Below are 12,802 nucleotides of genomic sequence, written 5' to 3'. Positions count from 1 at the left end.
ATGGACAAGTACTTCGAGTACCTGCACACCGTGGGGTTCGAGGAGACGAACCTGGTGGGCAACGTCTACTACGTCAACTACCTGCGCTGGCAGGGACGCTGCCGGGAGATGTTCCTCAAGGACCGGGCACCCGAGGTGCTGGTCGACCTCCGCGACGACCTGAAGCTGTTCACCCTCAAGGTCGACTGTGAGTTCTTCGCCGAGATCACCGCCTTCGATCAGCTGTCGATCCGGATGCGGCTGACGGAACTGGCCCAGACCCAGGTGGAGTTCAGCTTCGACTACGTGCGGCTGGACCCCGGTGACGGGGAGACGCTGGTGGCGCGGGGCCGGCAACGGGTGGCCTGCATGCGTGGCCCGAACACCCGTACCGTGCCCGCGCGGGTTCCCGAGGCCCTCGCGAGGGCCCTCGCGCCCTACACGGCGGCGCGGGTCTGAGGCCACGACAATGGGAGCAGAACGCGTGGACGTACCGCCGACGCCGCCCGCCGGCGTGGCCGACCCGTTGGCGCTGCGGAAGGCGTTCGGTGCCTTCGCCACCGGCGTCACCGTCATCACCGTCGGCGGACCGCTACCGCACGGCATGACGGCGAACTCCTTCACCGCGGTGTCACTGGACCCACCCCTGCTGCTGGTCTGCGTGCAGCGTGACGCGGTCATGCATCGGCGGCTGGCCGACCACCGGCACTTCGGGGTGTCCGTGCTCGCCGCCCACCAGGAGGACGTGGCCCGGTACTTCGCCGACCGGCGGCGCCCGCTGGGCCGCGAGGAGTTCGCGGGCGTCGACTGGTTGCCGGGACCGACGACGGGAAGCCCGTTGATCGCCGGCGCACTGGTGCACTTCGAGTGCGAGCTGCGACAGGCGTACGACGGTGGCGACCACACCATCTTCCTCGGCGGCCTGCTCTCCATGGACCGACGGCTCGACGACGATGTCCTGCTCTTTCTGTCCGGCAGGTTCCACCAGATCAACCAGGAGCGGAGTGACGTGACGACATGACGACCACCAAACGGTACGCACGCACCCCTCCGGGCCCGTCCCGGGCATCCGCCCTCCGGCTGCTGGCCGTCATGACGCGGGACCGCCTGCACATGATGACCTCCGCCGCCGAGCGTTACGGTGACGCGGCGCGGCTGCCGGTCGGCCCGAAGACGTTGTACCTCTTCAACCACCCGGAGCACGCCAAGCACGTACTCGCCGACAACAGCGGCAACTACCACAAGGGCATCGGCCTGGTCCATGCCCGGCGCGCGCTCGGCGACGGTCTGCTCACCAGCGAGGGTGAGCTGTGGCGCAAGCAACGCAAGGTGATCCAGCCGGTCTTCCAGAGCCGGCGGTTGGCCCGGCACGCCGACGCGGTGGCCGAGCAGGGCGGCAAGTTCGTCAGTCGGCTGCGCGCCCGGGCCGGTGACGAGCCGGTGGACGTGGTGGAGGAGTTGACCGGGCTCACCCTCGGCGTCCTCGGCCGGACGCTGCTCGACGCCGACCTCGACGGATTCGACAACATCGGTGGCTCCTTCGCCGCCGTGCAGGACCAGGCGCTGTTCGAGTTGGAGTCGCTCAGCGCGGTGCCGATGTGGGTTCCGCTGCCACGGCAGATGCGGTTCCGGCGGGCCCGTCGGCATCTGCAGGAGGTGGTCGACCAACTCGTCGCGGCCCGGGCCGCGGACGTGGCCGGGCGGGACGACGCCCTGTCCCGGCTGATCATCTCCGCCGGTGAGGAGTCCGACCCACGGGTGGGTCGGCAGCGGTTGCGCGACGAACTGGTGACCTTGCTGCTCGCCGGGCACGAGACGACGGCGAGCACCCTGGGCTGGGCCCTGCACCTCGTCGACGACCACCCGCAGGTGCGCGAGCGGCTGCACGCGGAGGCGGTCGAGGTGCTCGGCGACCGGTTGCCGGTCTACGAGGACCTGCACCGACTGCAGTACACCACGATGGTGCTGATGGAGTCGATGCGGCTCTACCCGCCGGTGTGGCTCCTGCCCCGGATCGCCCAGCAGGAGGACGAGGTGGGCGGATACCGGGTGCCCGCCAGGGCGGACGTGCTGATCTGCCCGTACACCCTGCACCGGCACCCGGCGTTCTGGCCGGATCCGGAGCGGTTCGATCCGGAGCGGTTCGACAAGAACGAGATGCGGGACCGCCCCACCTACGCGTACCTGCCGTTCGGCGCCGGCCCACGATTCTGCGTGGGGAGCAATCTCGGCATGATGGAGGCGGTGTTCGTGCTCGCCCTGCTGGTCCGGGACCTGCGCCTGAGCAAGGCGCCGGGACACCGGGCGATCCCCGAACCGATGCTGTCGCTGCGGATGCGCGGCGGGCTTCCGATGCTGATACGGCCACTGAGCTGAAAGCGCCGCCGCCATCGCGTACGGCAAGCGGATCACCCATCTTGTGGATTGCGCTTCCGGACCGATGGCGGCAAGCACGGCAAGACCAGAGAAGACAGTTCCGAAGGTCCTCGAAAGAATATTCATGGCGATGATTAAATGCCGTTGCCCCGAACCTCCTGAATCGGTGCTCGGCATTTCCCAAGGTGGCCGATCTTTCTTTCGTCCGCACTGGATCGCCGAGCGTCGGCCCGTTCAAGTGCCGTCCGCCTAGCTCGTCGAGCGGGTGTAGAAATGCGCGCCCAGATGGAGGAGGAACTGTTGCCACCGCAACCCGTCGGCCGTGTCCGCCGACTAATCCCTGGCATTTTTGTGCTGGTCGTGTGCCTGGTTCTCTACGGGGCCGCGCAGCTACCTCAGGCATCTGCGGCGACCCGGCAGTCGCTCGCGGAGAGCTACGAGTTCACCGAGCTGCCCATCGCGCTGCCGCCAGGGCTGCCGGAGCGCACGGTGCGGCCGGTGAACCCGGCGTACGAGCACATCCGGGCGTGGGTCTCATCCGTCGGCGCCGCGATCGCCCTGAACGACCTGGACGGCGATGGCCGCTCCAACGACCTGTGTCTGGTGGACAGCCGCAGCGATGCGGTGATCGTCACCCCGGCACCCGGTGGCGGCGCGACGTACGAGCCCTTCGTACTCGATCCCAGCAGCCTGCCGATCAGCGACATCATGGCGCCGATGGGCTGCGCGCCCGGCGACTTCAACGCCGACGGCCGAATGGACCTGCTGGTCTACTACTGGGGCCGCACGCCCATCCTGTTCATGCAGCGGACCGGCGACGCGCCGCTGAGCATGAACAGCTTCCACGCCACCGAGCTGGTGCCGCAGCAGGCCCCCGGCACGGGCGTCTACCGCGGCGCGCTCTGGAACACCAACGCGGTCGCCATCGCGGACTTCGACGGTGACGGACATGTGGACATCGGCGTCTTCAACTACTTCCCGGACACCAAGGTGCTCGACCCGCTGGGGCAGCCGCACGTGCAGATGAACGACTCCATGTCGCGAGCCCAGAACGCCGGCGGCGCGCACGTGCTGCGGTGGACCTCGGCCACCACCGGCGACGAGCCGTCGGCGACCTTCGAGGAGCAACCGGCCGTCCCACCCGCGTACGCCACCGGCTGGACGCTCGGTGCCGGCTCCGCCGACATCGACGGGGACATGCTGCCGGAGCTGTATCTGGCCAACGACTTCGGCAACGATCGCTTCTTCCACAACGTGTCGACCCCCGGCAACATCCGCTTCAAGCTCGCGGAGGGCCGTCGGGGCGCGTTCACGCCCAAGTCTTTGGTGGTGGGGCACGACTCGTTCAAGGGCATGTCGATGGAGTTCGGTGACCTGTTCGGCACCGGCAAGTACGACATCTTCATCAGCAACATCACCACGAGCTGGGGACTTGAGGAGAGCAACTTCGTCTTCCGTAACACGGCGGCCAGCCCCGCGGACGCTCGATCCAGGATGGAACAGGGGATCGCCCCGTTCGACAACGAGGCGTCCAAGCGCAACCTGGCCTGGGTCGGTTGGGGTTGGGACGCCAAGATGGCCGACTTCAACAACAGCGGCGAGCAGGACCTGGTGCAGACCGCCGGCTTCGTCAAGGGCGAGATCAACCGCTGGTCCTGGCTTCAGGAACTGGCCGCCACCAACGACCTGCTGCTCCGCAACCCGGCCATGTGGCCGCAGTCCGAGCCCGGTGACGACATCGCCGGTTCCCAGCCGTTCGCGTTCTGGGTGCCGGAGGAGAACGGCCGCTTCGCCGACGTCGCGTCCGAACTGGGCATGACCGACACGACTCCGAGCCGGGGCGTGGCGATCGCCGACGCCGACGGCGACGGCGGGCTCGACTTCGCGGTGGCCCGGCAGTGGGGCGCCCCCAGTTACTACCGCAACGCCAAGCCGGGCGACGGCAACTTCCTCGGCCTGCGCCTGTTCCGGCCGGCACAGGGCGAGGCCGGGGGCGGCCAGGCGATTGGCGCGCCGGCCTACGGCGCCCAGGTGAAGGTCACCACCGCCGACGGTCGTACCCGGATCGCTCAGCTCGACGGTGGCAGCGGGCACTCGGGCAAGCGCAGCTTCGAGGTCTTCTTCGGGCTGGGCGCGGCTGGGTCGCAGCCGGTGTCGGCGGAAATCTGCTGGCGGGACTACTCCGGTGCGGTCCACGTCCAGACGCTCGACCTGACCGCCGGGTGGCACGACCTGATGCTCACGAATGAGGTCCGAAAGGTGCAGGCGTCATGACCGATGTGAAACGCGTCGCCCCTGTCGACGGCCACGCCGTCGGGGCCGGATCGGCTGTGGCCGATGCGCGCCCGGGGGCCCAGCCGGCTCCGTCGACCGGGCGCACCGCACCCCCGCGCGTCGACAGCAAGGACCCGCGGTACCTGGCACTGCGTAACTTCGCCATCTCGATGAGCATCTTCAACATCCTCGGCTACACCGTGCTCGGCTTCGAGCAGCCGTGGACCTGGCCGCTCTTCGCGTTGGCCGTCGGCTACAGCACCGAGCTCATCGTCGAGTTGGTCGCCGCGCGGGCCAACCGACGGCCGGTGGGCTTCCTGGGCAACGGGGCCTGGGGTGTGTACACCTTCCTCCTACCCACGCACATCACCGCGCTCGCGGCCAACATGCTGCTGTACGCCAACGACGTGTTCTGGCCCATCGCGTTCGCGGTCGTGGTGGCCGTTGGCCAGAAGGCGGTGCTCCAGGCCCCGATCAACGGCCGGATGCGGCACTTCATGAACCCGTCGAACCTGGGTATCACCGCAGCGCTGCTGGTGTTCCCCTGGGTGAACGTCGCGCCGCCGTACCAGTTCACCGAACACGTGTCGGACGTGATCCGGATCGCGATCCCGCTGATCATCCTCACCGCGGGCACCGTGCTCAACGGCATGCTCACCAAGCGGATTCCGTTGATCGTGGGCTGGCTGGGCGGCTTCGTGATCCAGGCGCTCATCCGCCACTGGTTCATGGACGTGCAGCTGTGGGCCGCCCTGGGCGTCATGACGGGCGTCGCCTTCGTGCTCTTCACCAACTACATGGTCACCGATCCGGGTACGACGCCGTCGTCCGGGAAGTGGCAGTTCATGTTTGGCTCGGGGGTAGCAGCGGTGTACGGCGTGCTCATCGCGTTCAACGTCGTCTACACGTTGTTCTTCGCGGTGACCCTGGTATGCCTGATCCGCGGCACGTTCTGGTGGGTCAGGTGGCTCCGGGAGCGCCGGGCGGCGGCGCCGTCCCCGGCCGGCGAGACCCTACGGCCAGCCACCACCTAACCACGGATCATGGAGCCGGCCGGGGCGTTGTTTGCCCCGGCCGGCTTCAGGCCGCCGGCAGGCGCGCGCCCGGCACCTGGCGCGACCTGCCGGCGGGGCTCATCGGGCGGTGGGGCGGCGGGTGAGGGCGAAGCCGACCACGCCGGCCAGCGCGGCCAGCATGCCGCCGGCCGTGGTCCAGATCCAGCGGGAGCCGGCCTCGGGCAACCAGCCGGTGAGGCTGACCTTCCCGCCGTCGTCCTCGTCGCCCTCCGGTGTGGCGGTCGGCTCCGCGCCCAGCACGGTGCCGGCCTTGGCGGGCGGCACCAGCGGGGCCGCGAGGGTGCCGTCCTCGGAGGAGGAACCGGCCTCGCCGACGGTGGAGATCAGCAGGTCCACGTCGACCGGCAGGCCGAGGTCGGGCTCGGGCACGTCGACCACCGCCAGGCGCACGTAGTACGTGCCGGGCAGCGGGTCGCCGGACCATGGCTCGGCCCATGGGCGGACCCGCCGCAGGGTGCAGCCGATCGCCACGGTGCGCGCCGTGGCGTCGGCGGTCGGCGTCTGCGCGCCGGCCGTGCACGCCTGCCGGCGGCGCAGCCCGTCGAAGACCTCGACCGTCCAGGTCGACCTGCCGCCTCGGTCCTGGGCGAGACTGACCGTCGAGGTGATCTCGTGGATCTCGCCCGCGGCGGCTGGAAACGACCAGTAGAGGTACTCACCGGTCGACGCGCCGACCCGGACGGGCTGGCCGGCGGCGACCGGGGTGGCGCTCAGGAACGAGGTGCCGGCCTTGGTGACGGTGGTGGCACCGGGGGAGGGGGCGGGGGTGGGCGCGGCCAGCGCCGTGGCCGGGGCCAGGGCGACGCCGGCGGCCAGCAGCGCCGCCGCGGTTGCCGAGCGGGTACGCATCCTCAGTTCTCCCTCCACGTGGCCACCCACCAGCGGGTGAGCAGGCCGGTGACGAGCCCGGTGAGCAGACCGGCCAGGGTCAGCAGGAGCAGCAGCACCCAGCCCCGGCCCAGGTCCGGCCCGTCCGGGGCGGGTGACGCGGCGACCACGTCGACAGTCAGCTCGACGGGCATGCCCGGGTCGGCCGCGGTGCCGGTCCGGGGCGAGAACATGTTGCTGACCACGAGGCAGACGGTGGTGACGGCCGGGGCCGCGCTGGCCGCCGGAGTCGGCGCGGAGCCCTCGTCGCGCTCGGCGTCGTCACCGCCCGCGGCGTCGTCGTCGCCGTCCTCGGCGGCCGACCAGCGCAGGCCGGCCGAGACCACGTCGGTACGCCCGCTGCCGGCGTCCACCCCACGGACGAGTTCTCGGCCGTCGGTCGCGGTGGCCCGCAGCAGCACGCCGAAGTCGGGGTTGACCGGCCGGTCGAGCGCCACGCTCACCGAGGCCCGCAACTCCTGCCCCGGCCGGACCGGCACCCGGTACCAGCGGTGCTCGGAGAAGGTCTCCCGATCGGTGTAGACGCCGGGGGCGAGCAGCGGTGCGCCCTGGCAGGCGTCCGTACCGTCGACCTTCGCCGGCGTGGTGGCGTGGGTGTCCCGGGCCCGGTCCACCAGTTGCTTGAGCCGGTCGGTCAGATCCTCGGCGCTCTGCGCGGCCGTGTAGGTCCCGCCGGTGGCGGTGGCGATGCAGAGCAGTTGCCGGCGTACCTTCTCGTCCGGGGCGAGGCCGAGGGTGTCCACCACCAGCGTGGTGCCCTGTGCCGCCAGCTCCCGCGCCACCTGGCACGGATCGGGCGGGGCGCAGGTGTCCTCGCCGTCGGTGATCAGCACGATCCGCCGGGCGGCGGTACCGGCGCCCAGGTCCTTGGCCGCCTCGCGCAGGGCCAGGCCCACCGGGGTGAAGCCGGTCGGACGCAGCGTGGCCACGGCCGCCTTGGCCTGCGCCCGGTCGACCGGGCCGACCGGCACGATCTGCTGGGTGTCCCGGCAGCCCTGCTGCTTGTCCTTGCCCTGGTAGGTGGCGCCGAGCACCCGGATGCCCAGCTGGGTCTCGTCGGGCAGGGCGTCCACCACCTCGCCGAACGCCTGCTGCGCGACCGAGATCCGGCTACGCCCGTCGATGTCGGTGGCCCGCATCGAGCCGCTGACGTCCAGCACCAGCTGGACCCGGGGCGGCTCGGCGGTAGGTTCTGCCCGGTCGTCGGCGAGTGCCGGCACCGGGCCGGCCAGCGTGGTCGCCGCCAGCAGCCCGAGCAGGACGGCTGACGACCATCTCTTGTTGATCACCGAGCGGAGTGTAGCGCTGTCCACTGCGGACAAAGACTCCGGTCGGGGAACGCGTGGACGCCGCCCGGGTCACGCCGTCAGAGCCGGTCGGCGACCTGGCGGGCGACGGCCTCCAGCCCCTGCCGGTTCTCGGCCGGGTCGTTGAGCCGGACCAGCCGGACCGAGACCCACTGGCCGCCTTTGTGGACGTAGACGACCCGGTCCTCGGCGTACGCCTCGTCGCCAACGCCCGGCAGCTCGCGCAGCTCGTGGCCGAGGTTGCGGTTGACGTCGAGGATCTTCTTCGCCCCGGCGCCGACGAACACCTCCACCTGTGCGGTCGGCCCGGACGGCGGCGCAGTGTAGGTGCAGGTCGCTTTGACCTTCCGTGGCTCGTTGAGGGCGGTGCCGGCCAACTGCTCGGCCTCCTGCCGCGAGACCAGGGAGCAGGGGTCGACGGCGGCCGGGACGGCCGACGCGGGTGTGCCGGCGGCCGGCTCACCGCCGTCGGTCGGTGGATCGCTCACGGCGGGCGGACCGGCCTCCGACGGCCCGGCCGAGGTCGGCCCGGTGCTGTCGCCGCCGCATCCGCTGACCGCGAACAGGGTGGCGGCGAGGCAGACCAGGGCCAGTGAACGAACCGATCGCGCGGGATCTGCCAGTGCGGTGCGAGGTCCTGCCATGGCCGGCCCCTTCCTGGGTGGGGTCTGGGCTGGCGACGACTGGCCGCGCCACCCAACTTCGGTAGACGGTAGTCCATTTCCTAGACCAATGTCTAGTGAATATGCTGCCGGTTTGATGGTTGTCCGGCGTACTCACCGGGCGGCGAGCGTGGCGGCGGTGCGTACGAGGTCGGCATCCACCGCGAAGCGGCCGGTCACCAGGGCCGGCGGGTGGGCGTCCGAGGCGGCGGCGATCCGGGCCGGCGCGATCCGGGCGGTGAACGTCCCGGCGTCGGGGTCGAGGTGTACCAGCGCATCGTGGAAGTCCAGCCAACTGCCGACGATCGGGTGCCAGACCTTGTAGACGGTCTCCTTCGCGCTGAAGATCACCGTCGGCCAGAAGATGCCCGGTGGCAGCCGCGCGCACTGCGCCTCCTCCTCCGGCAGGCAGATCAGGCGGCGTACCCCCGCACTGAGTTCCTTGTGCCCCTCGGCGTCCATGCCGACCGACCGAAGCTCGTCGCGGTGGGCGACGGCGGCGGCGCAGTAGTCGCGGGTGTGCGTGATGGTGCCCACCGTGCCCGCCGGCCAGACCGGTGAACGGTCGGCGGCGGCCGGTACGGCGACCGGTGGCAGGCCGAGCGCGGCCATGGCGCGCCGGGCACACACCCGGCCGGCGGTGAAGTCGCGCCGGCGGCTGGCCACCGCGCGCTCCCCGAGGCAGGCGGCCTCCTCGGCGAGCAACTGCCCGGACCAGTCGGCCGGCTCCGCCACGGCCACCGCGACGGCGGGCGGAAGCAGGTCACGCATCTCCGGCTGCCCGGTACTTTCGGTCAGCGGTACCGGTACCGTCGACCGGCGACGATGGATGCCCTGGGTTGATGCAATGCGTACGGCGGGTCGCGGCGGCCATGGTTGGTCAACGTACCGCAATGGCGTAACGCCGCCGTGTCCCCGGACGCGGCAGGTGTGCACGAGCATGTATCGACCGACGGCGGGTGCCCACCCGCCGTCCCGCGTGAGGCGGAAGGGAGCGCGATGACGGGTGTGGCGGATCGCTCAGGTGGCACGGTGGCCGAGGTGGGCGGGATCGCACCACTGACGCAGGCGGGCGAGCACGCCCCGGTGACGCCGGACTGGACGTGTGGCACCTGCGGCGCCGACTGGCCCTGCCAGCCGAAACGCGATCAGCTGTTGACCGAGTACGGCGCGGACCGGGCGATGCTCAGTGTCTACCTGGGCGCCTGCCTCGCCGCCGCCGCCGAGGATCTGCACGCCGGAGGATCGACGTCGTTGCAGGACCGGTTCTTCGGCTGGCTGCCCCGCCGCCGCAGACCGTCCTGATCGCCGGTCGACTTCTCCGGACAGGTCTCGATACAGCGCAGCGTCCGGGTGAAGTCACTCAGCGGTGGCCGCCGGCGAGAATTCCTGCCGAATTCGGTGTCCGTCGGAAATCTGACCCACGCCGCCCCGTTGTGCCTCTGGTCGTGGGTGGTTAAGCTGCTGGTGCGCGCCCCAATCGCCCGCTTCCCCCGTGGCAGGCGATCGGGGCGCGTCCTAATCTGTGACGAAGGGCCCGCACGCCTCGGCGTGCGGGCCCTTCGCCCGTGTCAGATCCAGCGACCGTTCAGCCACATCCGCGCCGACCAGTCCTCGTACGGCAGCGACCCGCCTACGAAGATCGGATAGAAGTACGCGAAACAGAGCACGACGAGCACCACGTACGCGCCGGCTATCACCCCGCCGACCAGCCGCCGGTCACGGCTCGCCTCCTCGTCGGCGCCACCGACCGGTCGACTGCCGCTCGGCCCGGCCGGCGAGGCGATCGCACCCAGCACGTAGACCACGGCGAGCACGAGGAACGGCAGCGCGGGCGCGGCGTAGAAGGAGAACATCGTCCGGCCGTCGAGGGCGAACCAGAACCAGGGCAGCAGCCCCGCCCCCGCGCCGAGCAGGATGGTGCCGGCCCGCCAGTCCCGCCGGGCCAGGCCGAGCCAGACCAGCGCCACCAGCGCGGGCAGGAACGACCACCACAGCAGCGGGGTGCCCAGCAACAGCACCTCTTCGGCACAGCTCGCGGCCCCGCAGGGACCGTCGCCGGTCCAGTGGAACGCCACCGGCCGGCCGAGCAGCAGCCACTGCCACGGCCACGACTGGTACTTGTGGGGATCGTCGAGCTGGCCGTGGAAGCCCAGCGCGGCCTGGTGGTACTGCACCAGGTTCCACAGGGCACCGACCACCGGCGTGTCGCTGAGCCCGGCGTCCGGGTAGCGCTCGGCGACCCGGTAGTAGCCCTCCTGGCTGAGCAGCCAGCCGGACCAGGTCGCGACGTAGGTGACCGCCATCAGCAGGCCGGCGAGCACCATCCACGGCAACCCGTCGAGCAGCGTGCCCCGCCACGGCCGGGGCACCCCCGCCGAGCGGCGGGCGCCGACGTCCCAGAGGAACATCAGCAGCGCGAAGACCGGCACGAAGAACAGCGCGCTCCACTTCACCGCGAAGGCGCAGCCGAGCAGCACCCCGGTCGCCAGTCGCCACCAGGGCCAGTTCCGCCAGCCCGCCGGCGGGCGGCCGGCGCGCCCCCGGGCGGCCGGATCCAACCCGGCCTCCAGCGCCCGGGCCCAGCGTCGGCGGGTCGCGTCCCGGTCGAGCACCAGCGCGCCGAAGGCGGCCAGCACGAAGAAGAGCAGGAAGATGTCGAGCAGCGCGGTGCGGGAGAGCACCAGGTGGAAGCCGTCGACCGCGAGCAGCAGGCCGGCGGCGCAGCCGAGCACCGTGGAGTGGAACATCCGGCGGCCGATGCGGACCAGCAGCAGCACCGACAGGGTGCCGATCAGCGCCGCCGAGAAGCGCCAGCCGAACTCCGGTGCGGTGGTGAACAGCTGCCCGGGCACCGAGATGCCGTGCTCGGCGTCGGAGTAGCCGAAGGCCCATTCGCCGAGGCCGATCAGCCACTTGCCGAGCGGCGGGTGGACCACGTACGACGGGCCGCCGTCCTTGTAGTTCCACTCCACGCCCTTGTCGATCAGGCCCCAGGCGTCCCGGGCGTAGTAGATCTCGTCAAAGATCTTGCCGGGTGGGTGGCTGAGATTGGCGAACCGGAGGACCGCCGCGATCGCCACCACCACCGCCGTGGCCAGCCACGAACGGGCGTCCAGCCCGGCCTCGACCGTGGCCAGCCGGCGGCGGACCGTCGCCGATACACCACCGGCCGCCTGCTCAGTGGAGGTGGCCGTGGTCGCCGCCTGTTCCGACGCCGGCTGATCCGGCTCCGCGCTCTGTGCTGTCGACGCACTCGTCACCCGGCGATCGTAGGCTGCGGAGGGGGTCGGTGGCGCCCATCGTCCCCCAATCCGGTACGACCGTCGATGAAGGAGCGCGTGCCCGTGGGTGAAACGTCCGAAACTGGCCGCCTGGTTCTGCTCGGCGCGCCGCTCGGCAACCCCGCCGACGCCTCCACCCGGCTCCGCGACGTGCTGGCCGCCGCCGACGTGGTCGCCGCCGAGGACACCCGGCGGCTGAGCCGGCTCGCCCGGGATCTCGACGTGACGATCCCCGGCCGGATCGTCTCCTACTTCGAGGGCAACGAGGAACGGCGCACCCCCGAACTGGTCGACGTGCTCGCGGCGGGGTACGTCGTCGCGCTGGTCACCGACGGCGGGATGCCGAGCGTCTCCGACCCCGGCTATCGCCTGGTCCGGGCGGCCCTGGACGCCGGCGTACCGGTCACCGCCGCACCCGGTCCCAGCGCCGTCACCACCGCCCTGGCGCTGTCCGGGCTGCCCTGCGACCGGTTCTGCTTCGAAGGGTTCCTGCCGCGCAGCCCCGGCGCCCGCCGGGCCCGGCTACGGTCGTTGGCCGCCGAGGACCGGACGCTGGTCCTCTTCGAGGCGCCGCACCGGGTCGCCGCCGCGCTGGCCGACCTGGCCGACGCGTTCGGCGCGGACCGGCCCGCCGCGCTCTGCCGCGAGCTGACCAAGACGTACGAAGAGGTGCTACGCCGCCCGCTCGGGGAACTGGCCCGGTGGGCCGCCGAGGGCGACCCGCGCGGTGAGATCACCCTCGTGGTGGCCGGTGCCCCCGCGACGCCCGCGACCCGCCCGGACGATGACGCGCTGCGCACCGCCGTCGCCGAGCGGGAGGCGGCGGGCCGGAGTCGACGGGACGCGATCACCGACGTCGCGACCGCCCACGGGCTGCGCCGGCGCGACGTCTACGCCCTCGTGCACCAGTCGTAGGGCGCGTCCCTGCCGAGGTGCCCGGTAGCCCGCGGCGCTCG

At 71.5% G+C, this 12,802-nt stretch carries 12 protein-coding genes; 7 read left to right on the top strand and 5 right to left on the bottom strand.

The window, feature by feature from the left end:
• The 5 genes from O7615_RS06015 (at position 1) to O7615_RS05995 (ending at position 5,663) form a co-directional block, all read left to right on the top strand.
• The gene (locus O7615_RS06015) at positions 1 to 438 is read left to right on the top strand and encodes an acyl-CoA thioesterase (protein ID WP_278176313.1); all 438 of its coding nucleotides are present in this window, start codon (positions 1 to 3) and stop codon (positions 436 to 438) included.
• Between the two features lie 55 nt (positions 439 to 493).
• Positions 494 to 1,000, top strand: a complete 507-nt coding sequence (locus O7615_RS06010; protein WP_278181989.1) for a flavin reductase family protein — start codon at positions 494 to 496, stop codon at positions 998 to 1,000.
• On the top strand, positions 997 to 2,355 hold the full coding sequence (locus O7615_RS06005) for a cytochrome P450 (RefSeq protein WP_278176312.1): 1,359 nt from the start codon (positions 997 to 999) through the stop codon (positions 2,353 to 2,355). Before O7615_RS06010 ends, O7615_RS06005 begins: the two co-directional genes overlap by 4 nt.
• Positions 2,356 to 2,706: 351 nt before the next feature.
• Entirely contained in the window at positions 2,707 to 4,629 is a 1,923-nt protein-coding gene (locus tag O7615_RS06000; protein ID WP_278181988.1) for a CRTAC1 family protein, read from the top strand.
• Positions 4,626 to 5,663 carry an enediyne biosynthesis protein gene (locus tag O7615_RS05995; RefSeq protein ID WP_278176311.1) on the top strand — a complete coding sequence of 346 codons (1,038 nt, stop codon included), beginning with the start codon at positions 4,626 to 4,628 and terminating at the stop codon, positions 5,661 to 5,663. The genes O7615_RS06000 and O7615_RS05995 overlap by 4 nt, the downstream gene beginning before the upstream one ends.
• Positions 5,664 to 5,762: 99 nt before the next feature.
• On the opposite strand, the gene O7615_RS05990 is transcribed toward O7615_RS05995, so the two are convergent.
• The 4 genes from O7615_RS05990 to O7615_RS05975 form a co-directional block, all read right to left on the bottom strand.
• Positions 5,763 to 6,554, bottom strand: coding sequence for a peptidase (locus O7615_RS05990; protein ID WP_278176310.1), 792 nt, complete (start codon positions 6,552 to 6,554; stop codon positions 5,763 to 5,765).
• 2 nt (positions 6,555 to 6,556) lie between these two features.
• A complete protein-coding gene (locus O7615_RS05985) occupies positions 6,557 to 7,882 on the bottom strand; it encodes a VWA domain-containing protein (RefSeq protein ID WP_278176309.1) in 1,326 nt (441 codons plus the stop codon).
• 77 nt (positions 7,883 to 7,959) lie between these two features.
• Positions 7,960 to 8,544, bottom strand: coding sequence for a DUF3558 family protein (locus O7615_RS05980; RefSeq protein ID WP_278176308.1), 585 nt, complete (start codon positions 8,542 to 8,544; stop codon positions 7,960 to 7,962).
• 132 nt (positions 8,545 to 8,676) lie between these two features.
• Positions 8,677 to 9,333 carry a 4'-phosphopantetheinyl transferase superfamily protein gene (locus O7615_RS05975; protein WP_278176307.1) on the bottom strand — a complete coding sequence of 219 codons (657 nt, stop codon included), beginning with the start codon at positions 9,331 to 9,333 and terminating at the stop codon, positions 8,677 to 8,679.
• Between the two features lie 228 nt (positions 9,334 to 9,561).
• Here O7615_RS05975 and O7615_RS05970 point away from each other — a divergent pair, with 228 nt between their 5' ends.
• Positions 9,562 to 9,867: a hypothetical protein gene (locus O7615_RS05970; protein ID WP_278176306.1), complete on the top strand. Its 306-nt coding sequence runs from the start codon at positions 9,562 to 9,564 to the stop codon at positions 9,865 to 9,867.
• Between the two features lie 266 nt (positions 9,868 to 10,133).
• Here O7615_RS05970 and O7615_RS05965 read toward each other — a convergent pair whose 3' ends face one another.
• Positions 10,134 to 11,702 (bottom strand): phospholipid carrier-dependent glycosyltransferase, encoded by a 1,569-nt coding sequence (locus O7615_RS05965; RefSeq protein WP_278181987.1) that lies wholly within the window; start codon positions 11,700 to 11,702, stop codon positions 10,134 to 10,136.
• A 207-nt stretch (positions 11,703 to 11,909) separates the two neighbouring features.
• Between O7615_RS05965 and rsmI the strand changes: the two genes are divergently transcribed.
• Complete coding sequence (rsmI, locus tag O7615_RS05960; protein ID WP_278176305.1) at positions 11,910 to 12,761, top strand: 16S rRNA (cytidine(1402)-2'-O)-methyltransferase; 852 nt, start codon at positions 11,910 to 11,912, stop codon at positions 12,759 to 12,761.
• The last annotated feature ends 41 nt before the right edge of the window (positions 12,762 to 12,802 follow it).

Source organism: Micromonospora sp. WMMD1082, from assembly GCF_029626175.1.
Lineage (GTDB): Bacteria > Actinomycetota > Actinomycetes > Mycobacteriales > Micromonosporaceae > Micromonospora.
The sequence above is the reverse complement of the archived record's forward strand: the minus strand, read 5'-3'. Positions and strand labels throughout refer to the sequence as shown.